General features: G+C 40.1%; 22 protein-coding genes, 1 tRNA gene, 3 rRNA genes and 1 other RNA gene. 23 read left to right on the plus strand and 4 right to left on the minus strand.

All coding sequences use genetic code 11. From position 1 onward, the window contains the following. Window positions 1-4 precede the first annotated feature (4 nt). The 9 genes from MHB40_RS00145 (at window position 5) to MHB40_RS00185 (ending at window position 7,988) form a co-directional block, all read left to right on the plus strand. A complete protein-coding gene (locus MHB40_RS00145; RefSeq protein WP_205446328.1) occupies window positions 5-958 on the plus strand; it encodes a cation diffusion facilitator family transporter in 954 nt (317 codons plus the stop codon). Window positions 959-1,024: 66 nt separating this feature from the next. Continuing rightward, window positions 1,025-1,357 (plus strand): metal-sensitive transcriptional regulator, encoded by a 333-nt coding sequence (locus tag MHB40_RS00150; protein ID WP_205446329.1) that lies wholly within the window; start codon window positions 1,025-1,027, stop codon window positions 1,355-1,357. 32 nt (window positions 1,358-1,389) lie between these two features. Beyond that, a complete protein-coding gene (gene copZ / locus MHB40_RS00155) occupies window positions 1,390-1,596 on the plus strand; it encodes a copper chaperone CopZ (protein WP_004233974.1) in 207 nt (68 codons plus the stop codon). Between the two features lie 80 nt (window positions 1,597-1,676). Next, the gene (locus MHB40_RS00160; RefSeq protein WP_342533678.1) at window positions 1,677-4,088 is read left to right on the plus strand and encodes a heavy metal translocating P-type ATPase; all 2,412 of its coding nucleotides are present in this window, start codon (window positions 1,677-1,679) and stop codon (window positions 4,086-4,088) included. 197 nt (window positions 4,089-4,285) lie between these two features. Then, window positions 4,286-4,921, plus strand: a complete 636-nt coding sequence (locus MHB40_RS00165) for a deoxynucleoside kinase (RefSeq protein WP_342533679.1) — start codon at window positions 4,286-4,288, stop codon at window positions 4,919-4,921. Next, a complete protein-coding gene (locus tag MHB40_RS00170) occupies window positions 4,921-5,589 on the plus strand; it encodes a deoxynucleoside kinase (RefSeq protein WP_048391003.1) in 669 nt (222 codons plus the stop codon). Before MHB40_RS00165 ends, MHB40_RS00170 begins: the two co-directional genes overlap by 1 nt. Window positions 5,590-5,678: 89 nt before the next feature. Then, window positions 5,679-6,206: a TIGR00730 family Rossman fold protein gene (locus MHB40_RS00175; protein WP_243456369.1), complete on the plus strand. Its 528-nt coding sequence runs from the start codon at window positions 5,679-5,681 to the stop codon at window positions 6,204-6,206. Between the two features lie 138 nt (window positions 6,207-6,344). After that, a complete protein-coding gene (locus MHB40_RS00180; RefSeq protein WP_342533680.1) occupies window positions 6,345-7,253 on the plus strand; it encodes a methyl-accepting chemotaxis protein in 909 nt (302 codons plus the stop codon). Between the two features lie 114 nt (window positions 7,254-7,367). Further along, the gene (locus tag MHB40_RS00185; protein ID WP_342533681.1) at window positions 7,368-7,988 is read left to right on the plus strand and encodes an RraA family protein; all 621 of its coding nucleotides are present in this window, start codon (window positions 7,368-7,370) and stop codon (window positions 7,986-7,988) included. Window positions 7,989-8,033: 45 nt separating this feature from the next. Here MHB40_RS00185 and MHB40_RS00190 read toward each other — a convergent pair whose 3' ends face one another. The 4 genes from MHB40_RS00190 to MHB40_RS00205 all read right to left on the minus strand — a co-directional run bounded on the left by MHB40_RS00190 (window position 8,034) and on the right by MHB40_RS00205 (window position 11,758). Continuing rightward, window positions 8,034-9,308, minus strand: coding sequence for a cation:dicarboxylase symporter family transporter (locus tag MHB40_RS00190; protein ID WP_205446334.1), 1,275 nt, complete (start codon window positions 9,306-9,308; stop codon window positions 8,034-8,036). A gap of 92 nt (window positions 9,309-9,400) precedes the next feature. Continuing rightward, complete coding sequence (locus MHB40_RS00195) at window positions 9,401-10,279, minus strand: response regulator (RefSeq protein WP_205446335.1); 879 nt, start codon at window positions 10,277-10,279, stop codon at window positions 9,401-9,403. Beyond that, complete coding sequence (locus MHB40_RS00200; RefSeq protein WP_205446336.1) at window positions 10,280-11,539, minus strand: ATP-binding protein; 1,260 nt, start codon at window positions 11,537-11,539, stop codon at window positions 10,280-10,282. Window positions 11,540-11,665: 126 nt separating this feature from the next. Continuing rightward, window positions 11,666-11,758 (minus strand) — tRNA-Ser (locus MHB40_RS00205). Between the two features lie 168 nt (window positions 11,759-11,926). On the opposite strand from MHB40_RS00205, the gene ffs reads away from it, so the two are divergent. The 14 genes from ffs to MHB40_RS00275 all read left to right on the plus strand — a co-directional run bounded on the left by ffs (window position 11,927) and on the right by MHB40_RS00275 (window position 24,911). Continuing rightward, window positions 11,927-12,194: signal recognition particle sRNA large type (gene ffs / locus MHB40_RS00210), an RNA gene on the plus strand. Between the two features lie 140 nt (window positions 12,195-12,334). After that, entirely contained in the window at window positions 12,335-14,119 is a 1,785-nt protein-coding gene (gene dnaX / locus MHB40_RS00215; RefSeq protein ID WP_342533682.1) for a DNA polymerase III subunit gamma/tau, read from the plus strand. A 21-nt stretch (window positions 14,120-14,140) separates the two neighbouring features. Continuing rightward, window positions 14,141-14,455 carry a YbaB/EbfC family nucleoid-associated protein gene (locus tag MHB40_RS00220; RefSeq protein WP_004233957.1) on the plus strand — a complete coding sequence of 105 codons (315 nt, stop codon included), beginning with the start codon at window positions 14,141-14,143 and terminating at the stop codon, window positions 14,453-14,455. Window positions 14,456-14,466: 11 nt separating this feature from the next. Next, the gene (gene recR / locus MHB40_RS00225) at window positions 14,467-15,063 is read left to right on the plus strand and encodes a recombination mediator RecR (protein ID WP_205446338.1); all 597 of its coding nucleotides are present in this window, start codon (window positions 14,467-14,469) and stop codon (window positions 15,061-15,063) included. Window positions 15,064-15,076: 13 nt separating this feature from the next. Beyond that, entirely contained in the window at window positions 15,077-15,292 is a 216-nt protein-coding gene (locus MHB40_RS00230) for a YaaL family protein (RefSeq protein WP_004233954.1), read from the plus strand. Window positions 15,293-15,368: 76 nt separating this feature from the next. After that, window positions 15,369-15,641: a pro-sigmaK processing inhibitor BofA family protein gene (locus MHB40_RS00235; protein WP_205446339.1), complete on the plus strand. Its 273-nt coding sequence runs from the start codon at window positions 15,369-15,371 to the stop codon at window positions 15,639-15,641. A 283-nt stretch (window positions 15,642-15,924) separates the two neighbouring features. Continuing rightward, window positions 15,925-17,476, plus strand: a 16S ribosomal RNA gene (locus MHB40_RS00240). A gap of 181 nt (window positions 17,477-17,657) precedes the next feature. Continuing rightward, window positions 17,658-20,585 (plus strand): 23S ribosomal RNA (locus MHB40_RS00245). Between the two features lie 68 nt (window positions 20,586-20,653). Next, window positions 20,654-20,769 (plus strand): 5S ribosomal RNA (rrf, locus tag MHB40_RS00250). Together the 16S, 23S and 5S rRNA genes form the textbook arrangement of a ribosomal RNA operon. A 105-nt stretch (window positions 20,770-20,874) precedes the next feature. Further along, window positions 20,875-21,312, plus strand: coding sequence for an SRPBCC family protein (locus MHB40_RS00255; RefSeq protein ID WP_342442125.1), 438 nt, complete (start codon window positions 20,875-20,877; stop codon window positions 21,310-21,312). 317 nt (window positions 21,313-21,629) lie between these two features. After that, window positions 21,630-23,063, plus strand: coding sequence for an aminotransferase class I/II-fold pyridoxal phosphate-dependent enzyme (locus tag MHB40_RS00260; protein ID WP_342442126.1), 1,434 nt, complete (start codon window positions 21,630-21,632; stop codon window positions 23,061-23,063). Window positions 23,064-23,080: 17 nt separating this feature from the next. Continuing rightward, the gene (gene tmk, locus MHB40_RS00265; RefSeq protein ID WP_205446342.1) at window positions 23,081-23,710 is read left to right on the plus strand and encodes a dTMP kinase; all 630 of its coding nucleotides are present in this window, start codon (window positions 23,081-23,083) and stop codon (window positions 23,708-23,710) included. Window positions 23,711-24,017: 307 nt separating this feature from the next. Beyond that, window positions 24,018-24,347 carry a cyclic-di-AMP receptor gene (locus MHB40_RS00270; RefSeq protein WP_004229230.1) on the plus strand — a complete coding sequence of 110 codons (330 nt, stop codon included), beginning with the start codon at window positions 24,018-24,020 and terminating at the stop codon, window positions 24,345-24,347. A 123-nt stretch (window positions 24,348-24,470) separates the two neighbouring features. Continuing rightward, entirely contained in the window at window positions 24,471-24,911 is a 441-nt protein-coding gene (locus MHB40_RS00275; RefSeq protein WP_004229228.1) for a YaaR family protein, read from the plus strand. Window positions 24,912-24,916: the final 5 nt, after the last annotated feature.

The following is a 24,916-nucleotide window of genomic DNA, read 5'->3' on the forward strand; positions in this document are numbered from 1 at the left end:
AACTATGGGACATCATCACGATCATGGTCATGACCATACACATGGTGCAAATAAAAAGGTACTATTACTGTCGTTTATTATTATTACAGGATACATGGTAGTGGAAGCCATTGGTGGCTTTTTAACAAATAGTTTAGCTCTTTTATCTGATGCAGGGCATATGTTAAGTGACTCTATCTCTTTGGGTATAGCGATGCTAGCTTTTATGTTTGGAGAAAAAGCTGCTAGCTATAGTAAAACATACGGCTATAAACGATTTGAAATTTTGGCCGCAGTATTAAATGGCATTACATTAATAGGGATAGCATTATTCATTTTCTATGAAGCGATTGAACGATTTACAAACCCACCAGAAGTAGCTACTACAGGAATGCTTATTATTAGTACAATTGGTTTGTTCGTTAACATTTTAGTTGCCTGGATTATGATGCGTGGCAGTGATACAAAGGATAATTTAAATATGCGCGGAGCCTTTTTACATGTACTAAGTGATATGCTAGGGTCTGTAGGGGCTATTGTTGCGGCACTATTAATTATGTTTTTTGGCTGGGGCTGGGCAGATCCTCTTGCTAGCGTTATTGTTGCATTATTGGTCGTACGAAGTGGCTACCATGTCACAAAAGCCTCAATCCATGTTTTAATGGAGGGGACTCCTTCAAATGTAGATGTTCAGGAGATTATTCAGTTAATAGAGCAGACTGAAGGAATAGAAAGTATCCACGATTTACACATCTGGACAATTACTAGTGGAACGAATGCATTATCCTGTCATGCGGTTGTAAATGATCAATTGAAAATAGCTGAGAGTGAGCATATCTTGCGGAAAATTGAACATAATCTTCAGCATAAGGGTATTAAGCATGTAACAATTCAATTAGAAACAGCTTTACATCGACATGACGATTCTATTTTATGTAAATTAGAAAATGACCATGAGCATCATCATGATGATAAATAAAATTTTTTATAACTTGCATACCCTTCTTGGGTATAGTATGATAATTACAAATAGGAGGTGTAGTGAATGGAGGACACGGTAAAAGAGGATGCTTGTCATACAGAGGAAGCTACGTCTTGTCGAAAAAGTCATCACCCTGAGCGTGTGAAAAAGGATTTAACAACCCGCTTAAACCGTATTGAAGGTCAGATTCGTGGTATTAAGGGAATGATTGATAAAGACGTTTACTGTGATGATATTATTACGCAACTATCTGCTACACAATCAGCATTAAATAGTGTGGCAAAAATATTATTAGAAGGTCATTTAAAGGGCTGTGTAGTGGATCGTCTCTCAGAGGGCGATGAAGCAGTATTAGATGAGTTAGTCGTAACGATCCAAAAGTTAATGAAAAAATAGATTAAAACCATATTAAAAGGAGAGATTTTATTATGCAAAACGTAACATTAAACGTACAAGGAATGTCATGTGGTCATTGTGTAAATGCTGTGGAAAAAAGTGTTGGTGCTTTAGCTGGTGTTGAACAAGTTAAAGTTAATTTAGCAGATGGTTTAGTGGATATTGCATTTGATGATGCACAAGTATCACTTGACCAAATTAAAGAAACAATTGATGATCAAGGATATGACGTAAAGTAAAATTGTAGAGTGCTCCTGTAGCACTCTCTTATTTTCAAATATATATACCCCCTGTTGGTATAAGGAGAGGTGAACAGTAAATGAGTTCTGCTAGTAAAGAAGCTAATTTGCAAATTACAGGTATGACGTGTGCAGCCTGTGCCACTCGTATTGAAAAAGGTTTAAATAAAATGGATGGTGTAGAACAAGCAACGGTAAATTTAGCACTTGAAAAATCGTCTATTAAATACGACCCAGCAAAGCTAAGTGAAGCAGATTTTGAAAAGAAAATAGAAGCACTTGGCTATGGTGTTGTTAAACAAAAAACTGAACTTGATATTACAGGTATGACATGTGCAGCTTGTGCGACTCGCATTGAAAAAGGCTTAAATAAGCTAAGCGGTATTTCTTCTGCTAATGTCAACTTAGCACTGGAAAAAGCGATGATCGAATTTAATCCATCAGAAGTGTCCATCGCAGATATCATTGCAAAGGTTGAGAAACTAGGTTATGGGGCTCATCAAAAGGCAGATGAGCAGGAAACAGTGGATCATCGCGAAAAAGCTATCAAACAGCAACAACATAAATTTATTTTATCGGCTATACTTTCTTTACCACTGCTTTGGACGATGGTTGGCCATTTTTCCTTTACGTCATTTTTATATGTTCCAGAATTTCTAATGAATCCATGGGTCCAAATGGTATTGGCTACTCCTGTGCAATTTATTATTGGTAAGCAATTTTATGTAGGGGCATATAAAGCATTACGCAATGGTAGTGCAAATATGGATGTGCTTGTTGTCATGGGGACATCAGCCGCCTATTTCTATAGTGTCTATCAAGCGATTGTAACGATAGGATCACACCATGGTCCACATCTTTATTTTGAAACGAGTGCTGTTTTAATTACGTTAATTTTATTAGGTAAATTGTTTGAGGCAAAAGCAAAAGGACGCTCATCTGAAGCCATAAAAAAACTAATGGGACTTCAAGCTAAGACTGCTATTGTTGTACGTGACGGTGTAGAAAAAGAGGTTCCTTTAGAAGAAGTTATCATTGGCGATGTTATTCTAGTGAAGCCAGGGGAAAAGATTCCTGTCGATGGTGAAGTAATAGAGGGAACAACAGCTGTTGATGAATCGATGTTAACAGGTGAGAGTCTACCCGTGGATAAAAAACAAGGTGATCCATTATTTGGCTCAACCATTAATAAAAATGGTTTTATTAAAATGACTGCAACAAAGGTAGGCCGTGATACAGCATTAGCACAAATCATTAAAGTGGTTGAAGATGCTCAAGGATCAAAAGCGCCAATTCAACGTTTAGCAGATCAGATTTCGGGAATTTTCGTACCAATCGTTGTTGGTATAGCCATTGTAACCTTTTTAATTTGGATTATTTGGGTTAGCCCTGGAGAATTTACACCTGCTTTAGAGGTTTTAATCGCAGTACTTGTTATTGCTTGCCCATGTGCTCTAGGGTTAGCAACACCAACTTCAATAATGGCAGGCTCAGGACGTGCAGCTGAGTTTGGTATTTTATTTAAAGGTGGAGAACATTTAGAGCAAACACAAAGCATTGATACTGTCGTTGTAGATAAAACAGGTACAGTGACACACGGAAAACCGGAGCTTACGGATGTTCTCTTAGCGTCAGAGCAAGATGAAGTGCGCTTTTTATCCTTAATGGGCGCAGCAGAGAAGCAGTCAGAGCACCCACTAGCAGAAGCCATTGTACAGGGCATAGAAAAACGAGGCATAGCTTTAGGGGATGTTCAATTCTTCGAGGCAATACCTGGTTATGGCGTGCAGGCAACTGTCTCAGGTCAAGGTGTTGTCATTGGCACACGTAAATTAATGCAACAATATGGAATAAGTATTAATGATATTTTACCAACAATGGAGCAACTAGAACGAAACGGTAAAACAGCAATGCTAGCTGCCATCAACGGGCAATATGCAGGTTTAGTCGCTGTGGCTGATACCGTGAAAGATACATCAAAAGAAGCTATTCGTCGTTTACAGGATATGGGTATTACGGTCATCATGATGACTGGTGATAACGAGCGTACTGCTCAAGCCATTGGAACAGAGGTAGGCGTGAATCATGTTATTGCAGAAGTCTTACCAGAAGGTAAAGCTGATGAAGTGAAAAAACTTCAAGCCCAAGGGAAAAAAGTAGCGATGGTTGGTGATGGCATTAATGACGCACCTGCCTTAGCAACAGCGAATATTGGGATGGCAATTGGTACAGGGACAGATGTGGCAATGGAAGCTGCAGATATTACGCTTATTCGTGGAGATTTAAATAGTATCGCGGATGCCATTCTAATGAGTCGAAAAACAATGCGTAATATTAAACAAAATCTATTTTGGGCATTTGCTTATAATACATTAGGTATTCCAATTGCTGCACTCGGTCTGCTTGCTCCATGGGTAGCAGGCGCAGCGATGGCCTTTAGTTCAGTTTCGGTAGTATTAAATGCACTTCGTTTACAACGAGTGAAATTATAGGCATGTGAAAGGCATGGAGAAGTATATTCTCAATGCCTTTTTTTCTATGTCATCAGGAGAAAAATACCACAGGTAAATTTACTAGAACAATAGGTTGATTCTGTTTTTCATTTTCTTACTATGATAAAATGAAAGGCACTGATTCATTTATGTAGGACACAATGATCGAATCCATAGAACAAAAGGAGGAGCTTCTGGTGACGGTTCCATTTGTTACGGTAGAAGGTCCGATTGGTGTTGGTAAAACCTCTTTATCGAAAGAGATAGCAGCGACATTTAATTACCATCTATTAAAAGAAATTGTAGACGAAAACCCTTTTTTAAATAAGTTTTATGAAAACATTGAGGAGTGGAGTTTCCAAACGGAAATGTTCTTCCTTTGTAATCGCTATAAGCAATTAACCGATATTAAAAAATTTCGTTTAGCACATGCCAAACCTGTTGTAGCAGACTATCATATTTTTAAAAATTTAATATTTGCGAAGCGTACATTGGTACCAACTGAGTACGAGAAGTATGAGGAAATCTATCGAATTTTAACGAAAGACATGCCTGTTCCAAATGTAGTGGTTTATTTACATGCCAGCGTTGATACATTAATGAAGCGTATCGCCATGCGGGGACGAGAATTTGAAAAGATGATTTCACGAGATTATATGGAGCAGCTTGTGGCCGACTATCATTCTTTTATCGAGCATTTTGAGAGCATGCATCCAGAAATTCCAGTTATTCGATTTAATGGAGATCAGCTTGATTTTGTAAAAAATCCAAACGATTTAAATTATGTTTTAAAAATAATTAAAGAGACGTTACAACAAAGGAGTTTGCAATAATGAATTTAAGAGAGAAGTATGATATTCCACCACAAACTGTTATTACGATTGCTGGTACTGTTGGGGTAGGAAAATCGACGATGACAAAGGCATTAGCAGAAGCGTTGAACTTTCGTACATCGTTCGAGAAAGTAGACACAAATCCATACCTTGATAAATTTTATGAGGACTTTGAAAAATGGAGCTTTCATTTACAGGTCTACTTTTTAGCAGAGCGTTTTAAAGAACAGAAGCGTATTTTTGAATATGGTGGAGGATTTGTACAAGATCGTTCTATTTACGAAGATACTGGCATTTTTGCTAAGATGCACTATGATAAAGGAACGATGAGTCCAACAGATTATGAGACTTATACGAATTTATTTGACGCTATGGTGATGACACCATATTTCCCCCATCCAGATTTACTTGTCTATCTTGAAGGACCTATTGATGCAGTTATTGGTCGAATTCAAGAACGTGGACGGACAATGGAGCAACAAACACCGAATGATTATTGGATAGAAATGCATGAACGCTACGAAAATTGGATAAATAATTTTAATTCTTGTCCAGTTCTACGTTTAGATATTAATGATTATGATTTATTAAAAAATCCTGATGCCATTGAAGCAATTGTGAGCCGCATCAGTCATATGCTAAAACAAACAAGCCATTTACGAAAATAAAAGTAAAATAAATGACCAAAAAACGTGAGACAATATATAGCCGATTGTTTCACGTTTTTTGAATAGGAGGGATTATTATAAGAATCGCAGTGTATTGCGGATCTGGTTTAGGTAAAAGTCCTATTTATGCGGAGAAAGCGGCTGAGCTTGGTACAGCACTGGCGAAAAACGGTCACGGAGTTGTCTATGGTGGTTCTAAAACAGGGCTAATGGGGAAGGTAGCCGATGCTGTTTTAGCAGCGGGTGGAGAAGTGATTGGTGTGATGCCAACTCATTTACAAAAGCGTGAATTGGCTCATGCCTCATTAACAGAGATCCATATTGTAGACTCTATGCATATTCGTAAAGCTAAGATGGCCGAGTTAGCCGATGCTTTTATTGCTCTTCCAGGCGGCGCAGGGACTTTAGATGAATATTTTGAGGTATTTACTTGGGCTCAGATTGGACTGCATACAAAGCCTGTCATTTTATATAATGTCCATGGATTCTATGATGCGCTTCTACAGCATTTTAAAATAATGCTAGAGGAAGGCTTTATACGTGCTGAGCAAAAGAAATTCTTACGTGTAGCGGCTACCTCTGAAGGGATTTTACGTTTATTAAAAAAACATGGATGAACATTCTCCATGTTTTTTATCTTGATGCAGCGGGTGTTCTAACATCCGTTGCAATTACAATGAGGCATAATTGATGTAATATAAAAGTAAAATAATTAAATTTTAAGTAAAAAATTAGTAATGGATGGGGTGTTGTTTATGCATAGTGTAGATGCTCAAGTAACCGATGATTTAGTAGTACAAGCCATTGAACGCAATATAGCCATTATCCGCTTCGATATGGACAGACGAGTTGCATATGTCAATGAACTATTTGCTCAAACATTAGGCTATACAGTCAAGGAAATGCTAGGAAAAAATCATAAAGACTTTTGCTTGCCTGATTTCGTGAATAGTATGGAGTACGATAAATTTTGGCGCAATCTAACGGCAGGAAACAGCTATCAGGACAAAATAGAAAGAATTGATGCTAGGGGTAATATCATTTGGCTGGAAGCGACATATATGCCTGTCTTCGCAAATAATACAAGAAAAGTAATAGGTGTTTCCAAAATAGCTACCAATATTACTGAACGACAACATGAGATCGTTAGTGTTGCGGACAAGTTGAAGGGCATGTCTAATAAGCTTTACCAGCGTTCAGAAGCTGGCATTCAAAATAGCCAAGATCTACTAGAAACCATTAAAGTGGTTTCCAAGGAATCAAATGAAAATGTAAGTAATCTTGTACAGCTTCAAAAACAAGCAGATTCTATTAAAGGAATTGTAAAGACTATACAGGAGATTGCCTCACAAACTAATTTATTAGCGTTAAATGCAGCTATTGAAGCAGCTAGGGCTGGAGAATATGGTAGAGGTTTTGATGTAGTGGCTAAAGAGGTACGAAAACTTTCTATAAGAGTTGAACAATCCATTTCGGAAGTGAAGGATAATGTGGAGGGCATTGAGCGAGAAATTGGTCAGGTGACAGACAGTATTACAAAAATAGCTGAAAAAATAGATAAAACAAATGAGCAAATTACTGTCACAGCAAATGACTTTAGTGAAATAGCATCAGCCGCTGAAGCCTTAGATGAGCACTCAAAGCAGTTTATTGAAATTATTTAATTCTAAAATGACTATTATTATAATTACCAATAGTTTCCGAGATATATTGAAATAGTATATGTTTTTTATTTACAATAATAGTGTAAGTCATCAATCATAATAGGGGTGTTATGTATGACAAAAGTGGAAGTAAGCTTTCAGCATTTACCAACAACAGCTATTTCAGATGCGACAGGCGGGCATACCAATTTGCGAAGTGATATTAAGCCATTAGCAGACCATTTTAAAATTGCTGGGCGAGCTGTAACTGTACGTTTACCAGATGGTGAAAATGGCGCCGTATTGGAAGCGATTAGGGCGGCAACTGCAGGGGATATTTTAGTCATTGATGCAAAAGGAAATACCAACCGAGCTGTGGCTGGAGATTTTGTAATTTCCTTAGCAAAAGGGATAGGTGTACAAGGTTTTGTTGTGGATGGCGTAATCCGCGATATTGCAGCAATTCGTGAATTAAATTTCCCTGTGTTCTCGTTAGGCACTACTGTAGCAGCAGGCAATAAAAACGGCGGTGGACAAGTAAATGTGCCGATCGCCATTGGGGGAGTAACGGTTCATCCTGGTGATTATATTATTGGGGATGTGGATGGTGTGATTGTTGTGCCACAGCAAGATGCTGAAAAAATTGTTGCAGCAGCAGAGGCTAAACTTGAAAAAGATGAAAAACGTGCACAAGAAGCACATGCCAATGGGAAAGAATCGATTATCGCTTATTTAGATAAAGTATTAGCAAAATAAAAAAACCCTCACGATGCCATCCAACATCGTGAGGATTTTTTTAAATTACGCTAGATTTTCATTATCATTAAAGTAATTTTTCATCTTTTCTCGATCGAAACGGCCTTCCCATTTAGCCATTACTAATGACGCTAATGAGTTACCAATTACGTTAACGACTGTACGTCCCATATCAAGGATACGGTCAATACCAGCAATAAAGGCTAGTCCCTCAAGTGGAATACCTACAGTACCTAAAGTTGCTAGAAGTACTACGAATGATACCCCTGGAACACCAGCAATACCTTTAGATGTAACCATTAATACAAGCATTAACGTAATTTGTTCACCAATACTTAGGTGAATACCGTACATTTGCGCAATAAATAATGCTGCAATGGCTTGATATAGTGTTGACCCATCTAAGTTAAAGGAGTAACCGGTCGGTATAACGAAAGATACAATATCCTTCGGCGCCCCTAATTTCTCCATTTTCATCATAATACGTGGTAATACAGCTTCAGAACTTGCTGTTGAGAAGGCTAAAATTAGCTCATCTTTTAACACTTTAATTAAATAGAAGATGCTGATTCCTGCGAATTTTGCCACAAGTCCAAGAACGACAAAGATGAAGAACAGCATTGTTGCATAAACAAGAATAGCCAATTTGGCAAGTGGAACCAGTGAAGCAAACCCATATTTGGAAACGGTTACACCGATTAAACCAAATACCCCTAATGGAGCGAATTTCATTACGAGGTTGGTTACCCAGAACATAGCATCTGCTACCCCTTGGAAGAAGTCTAAGACTGGTTTCCCTCGATCACCTACTGCAGCAACCCCTAAACCGAAAATAACGGAGAAGAAGATAATCGCTAGCATATTACCTTCAGCCATTGACTGAATAATATTTGTTGGGACGATGCCTACAATGATATCAAATGGCCCTTCATGCTGTACTTCCTCAGTTGTTGATACATACTTCGAAATATCCCCTTGAGATAATTCATTCATGTTAAGTCCTGCACCAGGTTGGAAAATGTTTGCGGAAAGTAATCCAACAACGATTGCAACGGTTGTAATAATCTCAAAGTAAATTATAGATTTACCGCCTAATCGTCCAAGTTGCTTCATATCTCCAGTACCAGCAACACCAACGATTAATGTCGAAATAATAATCGGTACAACAATCATCTTAATAAGATGTAAAAATATATCCCCTAATGGTTGTAAATATGTCTCGATTTTGGGGTTTCCGTAAAAGATACCACCAACAACGATCCCTAAAATCAAACCGATTAAAATTTGAGCGGCTAAACTGATTTTAAATTTCTTTTTCAAATCCTTTGTACCTCCCCTAATATTAAATTTTTAGGACATGCCTTACTTTAATAATACGGAGGACTTATGGAATCCGACAAAATCCGAGAAAATTAATTTATTTTTGTTAAAATGTCTGAATATAACACTTGAATAAACTTCTTAATATTTACCTTTGCTTTACGATTATCGTGATCTTCAATCTGTGTCATGAGCTGACGAATTTCTTTAAAATCAAAGTAGCGAGGGGCATAGTACTCGAATTCTGAGTTTGTGTAATCGACAACCCCTAAATTAGCGAGATTAATCATGGCAGCTAATATTGTTCGACGCACACGTTGCTCGATGGCTTTACTCTCTTTTAAAATTTCATCTGGTGTAGCCTTGGTCACAGCAGCAATTTCTTCATAAAGCTCTTTTAATGGAGGAAGGGGTGCAATCTTGTGCTGGTGAGCAAGTAATGTTTCTATAATGGCAATGATATCTTCGCTACCAATTTCCCCGACAATCCCCATATCATTCAAAATAGATTGAATATGGTCTCGTGATGTAGCTTTATGAGCCTTTTGTTCACTTAACTCAATGTTTGTAAGAGATTGACGTATCACTAATAGTGAGTTTTTGAGTCGAAATTGTTCAGTTGTTTTTTTCAAAACATTTTCGACTTCAATACGATTGATTGGTTTATGAATGAAGAAATCAATTCCTTGCTCATAAGCTTCGCCAACCATTTCTTTATTCACTACCTGTGAAATCATAATAAATTGTCCCTCGAAACGATTTTGCATAAGTTGTTCTACAGTTGCTATACCATCAAGCTTAGGCATCAGTAAATCAATTAGCACAAACTCTGGCTGCGTCATTAAAATTTGTGGAATGGCATCCTCACCATTGCGAGCCTCACCAATAACTGTACCTAATCCGCTATCTTCAATAATTTGTTTTAACATAACACGACTTGCACGATCATCGTCTACAATAAAATACCTCATTTAAGTCTCTCCCGTTTGAATAGTTTGCGTAGGAATTATGATTTTAAACGTTGTGTATTGATTGTTTGATTCAACGGTTATTGAGCCTTTTAATTTTTCTACTAGTTCAGCAACGTGTGAAAGCCCAATGCCAGTTGCCGCTACACCATCAACATTGAATTTAGTGGTGTACCCAGGTTCAAAAATAACAGAAATATCTGCTTGTGAAATCCCTTGTCCATTATCACATACTGTTATTACAGTATTATCTTCTTGGCGCTCAATAGCAATAGAAATGATCCCTTGTTCTTCAATAGCCTCAACAGCATTGGCTGATAAATTATTTAATAGAGCAAGGAGTGCAATATGATCTTTTGTTTGAAAATCGAAGTCTATACATGTATTAAATTGTATCTCCTTACCGAGTAATTCTGCATATTTCCTATTACCTTCTTCAATATAATGCAATAATTCAGATAATACAAAAGGGCCAAAGCTCTTTTCACCAACAATCTTTGAAATACCGGCATATATACGTTGAGAATCCTTTTTCACTTCATGGATTTCCTGGGCAATATGAAGTGCTTGTAAACTTTCTGCTCGATAACCTAGAGTTTTTAACTGTCGATATAATTCATAACCACTAGCCGTAATTGTTTCAATATGGTTCATTGATTTCTTTAAATAGAGGGTCTCAACATAGAGGTCAGATCCAATATTCAGCATTTCTTGTACCCGTTTTTTTTGTTCAGCTATCAAAATAGAGCTGTAAATCCCTACTACAAAAAAGCTTCGTAATAATGCTACTGCTAATAGGATCAAGAGGTCATGAAGAAATAAAAAAGTATAAGTTTGGACAAAGAAGCGGAAAATTTGTTCAGCTAAATTACTAATGACCTCACTAAAGGCAACGAGTAAACCAAGTTTTAGTGGTTTTTCTCTGTATTGTTGAATATCTAAAATTTGCAGGCATAGTGCAAACAATACATAAAATAAACCGGCTGGTAAATGGTTAAATATACTCTCAGAAATCGGAACATCATGTAATGTGGAATTAAAAACACGAAAAATAGTTGTCACAATACTTGTAGCAACGCCAGCCAAAATAATAGGTGTAGGTTTAATTAATGTACATAAAAAGAAGACAATTGTTCCTAAACCAAAACGGAAAGTTGTATTAGCAAAAGGCATAATTTTAATTTCACTACCAATTGCGGTCATAACAGCAATAATGAAAATCCAAGTAAGGGAAGCACGCGTCATAAGTAATTTCGATTGCAATTCAACAACCTCCCATCATTGATATAATAAAAAATACCACAACCGAGGCGGAAGTGGTATCTAACAAGTCATACATACAATTTAGGCAAAAAAAAACGGCTACATTTGTAGTCGGAAATTTAAAACTGGAGGAGGTAGAGGGATTCGAACCCCCGCGCGGTGTTACCCGCCTGTCGGTTTTCAAGACCGATCCCTTCAGCCAGACTTGGGTATACCTCCATGTTATATTGCTTTGCTGTCTTATCGACAAAAATAAATTTATCATAACTAGAAACGAGCGTCAATATATTTTTTGAAAAAATTTATATTGTTTAAATCATGACTTGGAAATAAATAATTTGTGCATTAAGTTGCAATTTATACAAACAGTCAGTATACTAGTTATTGCCGTGCTAGGTGGGAAGGTAGCGGTGTCCTGTAACTCGCAATCCGCTCTAGCGAGACTGAATTCCTTTTTCGAGGCTGTCCGTATTGTTTGGTCTGCCTTTTGCACGTAGTGTTGACGATTGGGTCCTGCGCAATGGATACCCATGAACCATGTCAGGTCCGGAAGGAAGCAGCATTAAGTGGTCTTATTCATGTGCCGCGGGGTTGCCTAATCTGAGCTAACGACAAGAGTAACGCTTATGTGCGGCTGTCAAGGAAAGGTGCACGGCATTAAATTGCCAATTCAAAGCATCCGTCTATTATAGGCGGATGCTTTTTTATTTTAATTTAGCAACTTCGTTTTCTATATAATGCAGCAAATGCTATAATAAATCTATTCAATTAAATGGAGAAGGAGAGAGGAAAATAGTGACGTATCAAGCATTTTATCGTGTGTATCGACCGCAATCTTTTCGAGAAATGTCTGGCCAAGCACATGTCAAAAGAACGCTACAAAATGCTCTCCTAGCAAATAAAACAACACATGCGTATTTATTTTCTGGACCTCGTGGTACTGGGAAAACAAGTACGGCTAAAATCTTTGCAAAGGCCTTAAATTGTGAACATGCACCATCGAAAGAACCGTGTAATGAATGTGCTACGTGCATAAGTATTACAGATGGTTCACATCCAGATGTCATTGAATTTGATGCAGCCTCGAATTCACGTGTTGAAGAGATTAGGGATATCATAGAAAAGGTACGTTTTGCTCCTGCAAGCAGTAGATACAAAGTGTACATCATTGACGAAGTGCACATGCTTTCTACAAGTGCTTTTAACGCTCTTTTGAAAACATTGGAAGAACCACCTCCCCATGCTGTGTTTATTTTAGCGACAACAGAGCCTCATAAATTGCCTGCAACGATTATTTCTCGTTGTCAGCGCTTTGATTTTAAACGACTTTCTACTAATGATATTATTGAACGGATGAAGGTTGTTTTAGAAGATATTGATTTACCATATGAAGACCAAGGTTTAAAGGTAATTGCACAATCTGCCGCAGGGGGAATGCGTGATGCTTTGAGCTTATTGGACCAAGTTGTGTCTTTTAGTGGGGAAAAATTAAAACTTGAAGATACGTTGTTAGTTACAGGTTCAATTAGTCAGGATATTTTTTATGAATTGGCTGAGGCACTCAAAGTGAAAGATGTTGCGCAAATGCTTGCACTTTTAGAACAACTTATAGCTGACGGTAAGGATCCATTGCGTCTCTCAGAAGATTTAATTACATTTTTCCGTGATTTGTTATTACTTCAAACAAGTGATGATTTAGCTGAACTTTTAGAGCTTGTGTCCCCTGAGGAACGCGTATTTACTTTAGCACACGATTTTGCACCAGATATGCTTTATGGCTATATTGATATACTCGCAAAAACACAGCAGGAAATGCGCTTCTCTCACCATACGAAAATTTATTTAGAGACGGCTTTGCTTAAAATGGTACAGTTTTCGGGAGGAGTAATCCATCAATCAGTGGCCACAAACGAAACGGTGCAAAGTCCTGAGCTCACTCAAAAGATTATAGCTCTAGAGCAGATGGTTCAGCAATTATCCTTACAACTGCAAACAGGGGCACCTGTTCAAGTGTCGACAGCACAAAAAGAGCAAAAGCCGAGAGCTAAAAGTCCGAATGGTTATAAAGCGCCGACGGGTCGTATTCAGGAAGTGCTGAAAGACGCTACTAAGCAAGATGTACAACGTATCAAGTCCATTTGGGCACAAGCTTTAAGTCAACTGCAAAAATCTCAATCTGCTCTTTTAGCAGAAGCCGAACCTGTTGCGGCATCTTCAAGTGCTTTTGTGTTAAAATTCAAGTATGATATTCATTGTCAGATGGTTGCCGACAACCAGTCTTTAAAGGCTCACTTTACACAATTAATCGCAGGGCAGACTGGTACAATGTACGAGATGCTATGCATACCTGAAGAATCATGGTTGAAAATGCGTGAAGAGTTTATTCGTGATCATGGTTTACAGCAAAAGAAATCGCAGACTGTATCAGAGCATGGTGAGGAATTATTAGAGCCACCACCGGCAGAAATGCCAGAAGAACCATTTATCGATGATGCCCAACCTCTCGCTTCACAAGATCCACTTGTGACAGAGGCTGAAAAGCTCTTTGGTAAAGATTTTGTTGAAATTATTGAAGATTAAATTTTTAGGAGGAAAACATTTATGCGTGGAATGGGAAATATGCAAGGTATGATGAAAAAGATGCAAAAAATGCAAAAGGAAATGATGGAGGCTCAAGAAGCTTTAAATGCTGAGCAATTTGAAGGTGTTGCAGGCGGCGGTATGGTGAAAGTAACAGTTTCTGGTCAGCGTGAAGTAGTTTCAGTAAATCTTGATGAATCTGTAGTAGACCCTGAAGACATCGAAATGTTACAAGACCTAATTGTTATTGCAACAAATGAAGCGTTGAAAAAGGTAGAAGAAAAAACAAACTCAACTATGGGTAAATTCACTCAAGGCTTAAACCTTCCATTCTAGGAGGTATTCATATGTACTACCCAGAACCAATATCTAAATTGATCGATAGTTTTATGAAATTGCCAGGTATCGGGCCGAAAACTGCGGCTCGTCTGGCGTTTTTTGTGTTATCAATGAAGGAAGACGATGTATTATCTTTCTCTAAAGCACTGATTGATGCTAAACGAAACCTAAGCTACTGTTCTGTTTGTGGCAATATAACGGATGTAGATCCATGTCACATTTGTACAGATAAGCAGCGAGATCATTCTGTTATTTGTGTTGTGCAAGATACAAAAGATGTGATCGCAATGGAAAAAATGCGCGACTACAATGGTATGTACCATGTACTTCAGGGGGCTATTTCGCCAATGGATGGTATCGGTCCAGAAGATATTAATGTTGCTTCTTTGTTAGTGCGCTTGCAAGATGAAAGTGTCCAAGAGCTTATTTTAGCTACGAATTCAACAATTGAGGGTGAGGCAACCGCTATGTACATTTCTCGCCTAGTCAAACCGTCAGGTATTCGTACGACCCGTATTGCGCACGGATTACCAGTAGGTGGAGATCTAGAATACGCAGATGAGGTTACGCTATCTAAGGCAATGGAAGGCCGACGCGAGTTATGAGTGAGGGATTAATATGTTCTTCCGTAGTAAAGGGAAACTAAAAAAAGAATTCGATGATAAGCTTGTGAATCTGATTAAAGAAACAAAAGAGGATTTACAGCAGGCGAAGATAATAGAAGAATTAATGGATGATTATGATCTTGGTGTGATTGCTCAACGCAAAACTGCAGAAAGTATTCATTTCTATTTGTTTAAGGAAGCTAGAATTCGTAAGGTATTAATAAAATAGTTCTTTTTAAAATATTCATAGAAGCAAAACAGGAAACATAAACTTTCATAATTATTTAATTGAGGGGGGCAACTATATGTCTTGGTTAGTAATTATGAGTATTTGTATTCCTGTTGGGCTTCTTTTTCTTTATGTAATAATAAGACATGCTAAACTGGGTAAAATCTTAGAAGGATTATCGGTGTTTTGGTTTAGATTTGCATTTGCTTTTCTATTATTATTCGTAATTCATTTAGGTATTGGTTATATAGGATATAATGTGCCAATCAATCTGTTTTCTGTCTTAACAATCGCTGTCTTAGGTATTCCAGGTGTATTAGGAATAACAGCTTTAATATTTTTTTTATAAAAGGCTTGCATTATAAAAAGATTCTGGTATAGTTATAGAAGTCGCTAATACAACTGGTTGAAACGAAAAAAAAATTTAAAAATTATTGTTGACACAATGTATAGCACATGGTATTATATAAGAGTTGCTACTGAAACAGCGGCAAACAAATGAACCTTGAAAACTGAACAAGCAAAACGTAATCAATAAAGTTTTAAGTAGCTAGCTTCGGCGAGTGAACGAAACAAAAAATTTGGACATCAAAATTGATGCCAGCAAAACAATTTGAGCTAATCAAATTTCTTTTATGGAGAGTTTGATCCTGGCTCAGGACGAACGCTGGCGGCGTGCCTAATACATGCAAGTCGAGCGAACAGAGAAGGAGCTTGCTCCTTCGACGTTAGCGGCGGACGGGTGAGTAACACGTGGGCAACCTACCCTATAGTTTGGGATAACTCCGGGAAACCGGGGCTAATACCGAATAATTTGTTTCACCTCATGGTGAAACACTGAAAGACGGTTTCGGCTGTCGCTATAGGATGGGCCCGCGGCGCATTAGCTAGTTGGTGAGGTAACGGCTCACCAAGGCGACGATGCGTAGCCGACCTGAGAGGGTGATCGGCCACACTGGGACTGAGACACGGCCCAGACTCCTACGGGAGGCAGCAGTAGGGAATCTTCCACAATGGGCGAAAGCCTGATGGAGCAACGCCGCGTGAGTGAAGAAGGATTTCGGTTCGTAAAACTCTGTTGTAAGGGAAGAACAAGTACAGTAGTAACTGGCTGTACCTTGACGGTACCTTATTAGAAAGCCACGGCTAACTACGTGCCAGCAGCCGCGGTAATACGTAGGTGGCAAGCGTTGTCCGGAATTATTGGGCGTAAAGCGCGCGCAGGTGGTTTCTTAAGTCTGATGTGAAAGCCCACGGCTCAACCGTGGAGGGTCATTGGAAACTGGGAGACTTGAGTGCAGAAGAGGATAGTGGAATTCCAAGTGTAGCGGTGAAATGCGTAGAGATTTGGAGGAACACCAGTGGCGAAGGCGACTATCTGGTCTGTAACTGACACTGAGGCGCGAAAGCGTGGGGAGCAAACAGGATTAGATACCCTGGTAGTCCACGCCGTAAACGATGAGTGCTAAGTGTTAGGGGGTTTCCGCCCCTTAGTGCTGCAGCTAACGCATTAAGCACTCCGCCTGGGGAGTACGGTCGCAAGACTGAAACTCAAAGGAATTGACGGGGGCCCGCACAAGCGGTGGAGCATGTGGTTTAATTCGAAGCAACGCGAAGAACCTTACCAGGTCTTGACATCCCGTTGACCACTGTAGAGATATAGTTTCCCCTTCGGGGGCAACGGTGACAGGTGGTGCATGGTTGTCGTCAGCTCGTGTCGTGAGATGTTGGGTTAAGTCCCGCAACGAGCGCAACCCTTGATCTTAGTTGCCATCATTTAGTTGGGCACTCTAAGGTGACTGCCGGTGACAAACCGGAGGAAGGTGGGGATGACGTCAAATCATCATGCCCCTTATGACCTGGGCTACACACGTGCTACAATGGACGATACAAACGGTTGCCAACTCGCGAGAGGGAGCTAATCCGATAAAGTCGTTCTCAGTTCGGATTGTAGGCTGCAACTCGCCTACATGAAGCCGGAATCGCTAGTAATCGCGGATCAGCATGCCGCGGTGAATACGTTCCCGGGCCTTGTACACACCGCCCGTCACACCACGAGAGTTTGTAACACCCGAAGTCGGTGAGGTAACCTTTTGGAGCCAGCCGCCGAAGGTGGGATAGATGATTGGGGTGAAGTCGTAACAAGGTAGCCGTATCGGAAGGTGCGGCTGGATCACCTCCTTTCTAAGGATTATTTCGGAATACAAACCTTGGGTTTGTAAGATTACGTTTTGCGTTCAGTTTTGAAGGTTCATTCTTCTGAATGAAACACTTCAAAACTTGTTCTTTGAAAACTGGATAAAACGACATTGAAATTGTAACAAACACATTTATTTTTTAAGTTTTTTTATAGGCTTAATAACTTGGTTAAGTTATTAAGGGCGCACGGCGAATGCCTTGGCACTAGGAGCCGAAGAAGGACGGCACTAACACCGATATGCTTCGGGGAGCTGTAAGTGAGCTTTGATCCGGAGATTTCCGAATGGGGGAACCCACTACGTTTAATCGCGTAGTATCTTGACGTGAATACATAGCGTCTTGAAGGCAGACCCAGGGAACTGAAACATCTAAGTACCTGGAGGAAGAGAAAGAAAAATCGATTCCCTGAGTAGCGGCGAGCGAAACGGGAAGAGCCCAAACCAAGAGGCTTGCCTCTTGGGGTTGTAGGACACTCAATACGGAGTTACAAAAGAGCGAGTTAGATGAAGCGACTTGGAAAGGTCCGCCAGAGCAGGTAAAAGCCCTGTAGTCGAAAGTTCGTTCTCTCCTGAGTGGATCCTGAGTACGGCGGAACACGTGAAATTCCGTCGGAATCCGGGAGGACCATCTCCCAAGGCTAAATACTACCTAGTGACCGATAGTGAACCAGTACCGTGAGGGAAAGGTGAAAAGCACCCCGGAAGGGGAGTGAAAGAGATCCTGAAACCGTGTGCCTACAAGTAGTTAGAGCCCGTTAATGGGTGATAGCGTGCCTTTTGTAGAATGAACCGGCGAGTTACGATTACGTGCGAGGTTAAGCTTTAGAAGGCGGAGCCGCAGCGAAAGCGAGTCTGAATAGGGCGAAATAGTACGTGGTCGTAGACCCGAAACCAGGTGATCTACCCATGTCCAGGGTGAAGGTGAGGTAACACTTACTGGAGGCCCGAACCCACGCACGTTGAAAAGTGCGGGGATGAGGTGTGGGTAGCGGAGAAATTCCAATCGAACTTGGAGATAGCTGGTTCTCTCCGAAATAGCTTTAGGGCTAGCCTCGTGATGAGAATACTGGAGGTAGAGCACTGTTTGGACTAGGGGGCCATCCCGGTTTACCGAATTCAGACAAACTCCGAATGCCAGATATTTATACACGGGAGTCAGACTGCGAGTGATAAGATCCGTAGTCAAAAGGGAAACAGCCCAGACCACCAGCTAAGGTCCCAAAGTAATCGTTAAGTGGAAAAGGATGTGGCGTTGCACAGACAACCAGGATGTTGGCTTAGAAGCAGCCATCATTTAAAGAGTGCGTAATAGCTCACTGGTCGAGTGACGCTGCGCCGAAAATGTATCGGGGCTAAACGATTCACCGAAGCTGTGGATTGACATCTACGATGTCAGTGGTAGGAGAGCGTTCTAAGTGCGTTGAAGTCAGACCGGAAGGACTGGTGGAGCGCTTAGAAGTGAGAATGCCGGTATGAGTAGCGAAAGACGGGTGAGAATCCCGTCCACCGTATGACTAAGGTTTCCTGAGGAAGGCTCGTCCGCTCAGGGTTAGTCGGGACCTAAGCCGAGGCCGATAGGCGTAGGCGATGGACAACAGGTTGATATTCCTGTACCACCTCCTCACCGTTTGAGAAATGGGGGGACGCAGTAGGATAGGGTAAGCGCGCTGTTGGATATGCGCGTCCAAGCAGTAAGGCGTGTGTGTAGGCAAATCCGCACACTGTAACGTTGAGCTGTGATGGCGAGTCCGTATGGACGAAGTTCCTGATTTCACACTGCCAAGAAAAGCCTCTATCGAGGTGAGAGGTGCCCGTACCGCAAACCGACACAGGTAGTCGAGGAGAGAATCCTAAGGTGTGCGAGAGAACTCTCGTTAAGGAACTCGGCAAAATGACCCCGTAACTTCGGGAGAAGGGGTGCTCTTGAGCGTGCAAGCGCATGAGAGCCGCAGTGAATAGGCCCAGGCGACTGTTTAGCAAAAACACAGGTCTCTGCAAAACCGTAAGGTGACGTATAGGGGCTGACGCCTGCCCGGTGCTGGAAGGTTAAGAGGAGTGGTTAGCGCAAGCGAAGCTGCGAATTGAAGCCCCAGTAAACGGCGGCCGTAACTATAACGGTCCTAAGGTAGCGAAATTCCTTGTCGGGTAAGTTCCGACCCGCACGAAAGGCGTAACGATCTGGGCACTGTCTCAACGAGAGACTCGGTGAAATTATAGTACCTGTGAAGATGCAGGTTACCCGCGACAGGACGGAAAGACCCCGTGGAGCTTTACTGTAGCCTGATATTGAATTTTGGTACAACTTGTACAGGATAGGTAGGAGCCAGAGATCTCGGAGCGCCAGCTTCGAAGGAGGCGTCGGTGGGATACTACCCTGGTTGTATTGAAATTCTAACCCATGCCCCTTAGCGGGGCAGGAGACAGTGTCAGGCGGACAGTTTGACTGGGGCGGTCGCCTCCTAAAAGGTAACGGAGGCGCCCAAAGGTTCCCTCAGAATGGTTGGAAATCATTCGTAGAGTGTAAAGGCACAAGGGAGCTTGACTGCGAGACCTACAAGTCGAGCAGGGTCGAAAGACGGGCTTAGTGATCCGGTGGTTCCGCATGGAAGGGCCATCGCTCAACGGATAAAAGCTACCCCGGGGATAACAGGCTTATCTCCCCCAAGAGTCCACATCGACGGGGAGGTTTGGCACCTCGATGTCGGCTCATCGCATCCTGGGGCTGTAGTCGGTCCCAAGGGTTGGGCTGTTCGCCCATTAAAGCGGTACGCGAGCTGGGTTCAGAACGTCGTGAGACAGTTCGGTCCCTATCCGTCGTGGGCGTAGGAAATTTGAGAGGAGCTGTCCTTAGTACGAGAGGACCGGGATGGACACACCGCTGGTGTACCAGTTGTCTTGCCAAAGGCATCGCTGGGTAGCTATGTGTGGACGGGATAAGTGCTGAAAGCATCTAAGCATGAAGCCCCCCTCAAGATGAGATTTCCCATTACGCAAGTAAGTAAGATCCCTCAAAGACGATGAGGTAGATAGGTTCGAGGTGGAAGTGTGGTGACACATGGAGCTGACGAATACTAATCGATCGAGGACTTAACCAAAAAAGTTTGAACCATTCAATGCACGTTTATCCAGTTTTGAAAGAACAACACTTTCAATTAAATACATGTCTAGTGATGATGGCAAAGAGGTCACACCCGTTCCCATACCGAACACGGAAGTTAAGCTCTTTAGCGCCGATGGTAGTTGGGGGCTTCCCCCTGTGAGAGTAGGACGTCGCTAGGCAAAAAAGTAACCACTGAGAAATCAGTGGTTTTTTTGTTTATTTAGAATCCTATAAAATGTTAAAGTTTAATAGAGTAATTAAAATAAACAAAGGGGTGCAATGGAGTGGCAACAGGACAATGTAATAAGGAAATCAATATACAGAAAGAAAAATTAGAGAATTTTATTCAAAATAGAGAACAATGGGCTGTTTTAATACCAGGTTATTTACATCACGAAATACTAAATGAAAATGATATGATTTGGGTCTTCCAAGGTGATTTTGGCATTATTCAAAAAGCGGTTAAAGTAGAACTTAAAATGAAAAAATCAGATGCTCATCAAGTACTATTTGATTTAGAGGGTTTATCTGATCCGATAAATGGTGATGGTTCTTTTGAAATAAAACAAAATCAAGGTGAATCACCTCAACTGACTGGTAATTTAACAATGAAAGCAAGTGGATTTTTAGCGGGAATGATGAATCCGGTATTAGATAACTTTGTACCTCGGCTAGTCGAGCAATTAGTGGAAGCAATGGCTCTTCAAGTGGCAAAAGAATAGTGATATGAAAAGATTTGGAGAACCGATTATTACTGTCATCTGTAATAATCGGTTTTATTTTGATTCAGCAAATATTACTTGTACAGAAAGAGATGGTTCAGGCATAGAAGACTTTCTCCTTATAAGAAAGAGTGAATATACTTGTTTTATTTTTGAGCGCAGTGTCAGCGGTAATGACATCAAGATGTCCTGGTTGATAATAAGATAATTTGTTGAAAAAATTTGTTTATTAAATAAAAATGGATGACCTTGTCGAGGGATAGCTTTTTTATCTCCTTATAATTTCGTATAATTAAAGGAGAATCTAACGAAAATGGGTGTTTGTTTTGCAAAAGAAAAAGCCAATTATTGAAGGGTTAGAACGTTTTCGACAACAACAAAATATTTCTTTTCATGTCCCAGGTCATAAGCATGGCGAACTGTCCCACCTTCCACAAGCATTTAAAGATGTAATGCGTTATGATGTAACTGAATTATCAGGTTTAGATGATCTACATTATCCTGAGGAAATGATATTAGAAGCAGAAAATTTATTGGCAGATACATATGGAGCAACGAAGAGTTTCTTTCTAGTAGGAGGTTCTACTGTTGGAAATTTAGCAATGATATATGCTACTTGTAACAAGGGCGATACGATTATTGTTCAGCGTAATGCACATAAATCAATTTTCCATGCCATTGAACTTGTTGGGGCTAAGCCAATATTTGTGTCACCGCTATGGGATGAACGAACATTATCGGCGACACATGTGACTTATAGAGATTTAAAAGAAGCAGTAGAAAATTATTCAGAGGCGAAAGCAGTTGTTCTGACATATCCTACTTATTATGGGATGACTTCTAATGAAATACAGCAGCAAATTGCTTATTGTCATGAAAAAGGAATACCTGTATTGGTGGATGAAGCACATGGCGCTCATTTTAATGCATGTACTTTATTTCAGCCATCCGCATTGTCATTTGGAGCAGATATTGTTGTACAATCAGCGCATAAGACTCTACCAGCTATGACGATGGCTTCTTTTATGCATGTTAAGTCGGAATTGATAGCGGCTGACAAAATACATCATTATTTACGCATGTTACAATCTAGTAGCCCATCTTATTTATTATTAGCTTCATTAGATGATGCTCGCTATTATGTACAGACATATATGGAGAGTGATGGGGCATATATAATAGAAAAAAAGAATCAATGGATTGAAGCATTACGTTCGATTGGTTCATTGGAAGTAATTGAAGTAGATGATCCACTTAAAGTATTGTTACGTGTTAATGGTTATAGTGGTTTTCAATTACAAGAGGCATTAGAGGCGAAGCATGTTTATGGGGAGCTGGCAGATGCGAATCAGGTCTTATTTGTGTTACCTTTGCTGAAGCAAGGACATACCTACCCATTTGCTGAAATCAGAATTCGTATAAAAGAGGCTATAACTATGCTATTAAACACAGCTAAAACCGATAGCATAACGGCTTCTCATACAGCCTATCATTTTGTACCGATTACTGAGCCTATCTATACCTTTAATGAGGTTGCATCATTAAATAAAGAATGGTTACCATATATGCGTACAATGGGCCGGATTTCAGCAAATATGATTATACCTTATCCACCTGGTATACCATTGTTAGTGCCAGGAGAAAGAATAACAGTAGCTAAATTAAGTCAATTGGAAGAGCTATTAGCAGCAGGTGCGACATTCCAAGGGAATCATCGTTTAGCAGAAAAAATGATTCAGGTCATTAAATAGTTGGAGGCAATAACAGCATGAATAGCAATTTATTTATTACATTCGAAGGTCCCGAGGGAGCAGGAAAAACAACGGTCATTCAAATGATAGCAAAGCGATTAACAGAAAAAAATATTGAAGTTCTGGCAACAAGAGAACCCGGTGGAATTGAGATTGCAGAAAAAATAAGAACCATCATCTTGAATCCTGCACATACAGCTATGGACGAACGAACAGAAGCATTATTATATGCTGCAGCAAGAAGCCAGCATTATTTTGAAAAAGTACGACCTGCTTTAGATGCCGGGAAGTTGGTTATATGTGACCGTTTTATCGATTCATCTTTAGCCTATCAAGGATATGCAAGAGGAATCGGTGTCGATGAAGTGCTTTCTATTAATGAGTTCGCTATTGGGAAAAAATTGCCTGACGTGACTATATTATTTGATCTTGCACCAGAGGTAGGCTTAGCACGTATTCATGCAACTGGCAATCGGGAAGTAAACCGCTTAGACGTTGAAAGCTTGTCGTTTCATCAGAAGGTGCGTGAAGGATATTTACAACTAGTAGAGCAGTACCCAGAACGAATACGTGTGGTCAACGCAGACCAAGATATTGAGAATGTTGTGGAAGATGTATGGTTATTATTATTGGAAGCAATGCAGTAAAAGCATGAAGTTGTCTACAACAATGTGATATAATGATACTATCCATTAATTTATCTTCACTAGGATAACATCATTTGTGGGAGTACCCATTACGTCGGAGCGCAATTGCCGCTGACGCTTCGCTTTCACGCAGATTTAGTTTTTAGATTAACTAACCTGCATTGTGTAGGCGGGCAACATGATGGTGTTCCCCTATATTCAACGGGTGTATAAACATCCGCTGAATCAAGATAAATGTTTATAAGCTAATGCTTAGGAATAGTATTGAAATCTATCTAGGTGAATTTTATAAAAGGGGTGAGTGCGAATGAAGTTAGTCGTAGCTGTAGTGCAAGATCAGGATAGCAGCCGCTTATCAAATGCTTTAACGAAAAATCAGTTTCGCGCAACTAAATTAGCGAGCACAGGAGGATTTTTACGTTCAGGAAATACGACGTTTCTTATAGGAACTGAAGACTCTCTCATACCCAAACTTTTAGATATTATTCGGGATAATTGTCGAGCAAGAGAGCAAATGGTTGCACCAGTTTCTCCGTTAGGAGGAAATGCTGATTCCTATATACCTTACCCTGTGGAGGTTGAGGTAGGAGGAGCTACTGTATTTGTTTTACCGATTGAACAATTCCATCATTTTTAAAAAGTAGCCTCCGAAGCTGAATTATTGATTATTAGCTACTATTAGACATTTTAAAAAAACTAATAGTTATTTAAAAGCGATTATGCCTAGGAGAAAGATAAAAATTGTGGGGGCGAAACCAGCTTGAAGATTAATCAAGATATACGTGTCGGGTTAAATACAAATCGCAAAGAGCCACTACAAAATAATAATCAAAATAACCGATTTGGAGATATGGTCGTCAAGCAAGGTAATAAGCTGCAAACAGAACAACTAACACGTTTGTTAGGGGATATATCTACTGCAGGTGACCGAGTTGCTAGATCACGTAATTTACGAGAACTTGCTAGGTTTAAAATGCTTGTTAAACGATTTCTACAAGAGACAGTAGAACATGGTATGGAGTTAAAACAATCACATACCTGGAATCGTTTTGGTGAAGGAAGACGTTTGAAAATCATTGAAACCATTGATACACGTCTTGTCGAACTTGCACAGGATCTCTTAGATGAAGAAAAAGAAGCAATAGATCTCCTTGATAAAATCGGTGAGATTAAAGGCTTACTAATTAATTTATATATGTAAAACCC

It is taken from the genome of Lysinibacillus sp. FSL K6-0057, assembly GCF_038630885.1.
GTDB lineage: Bacteria > Bacillota > Bacilli > Bacillales_A > Planococcaceae > Lysinibacillus > Lysinibacillus fusiformis_F.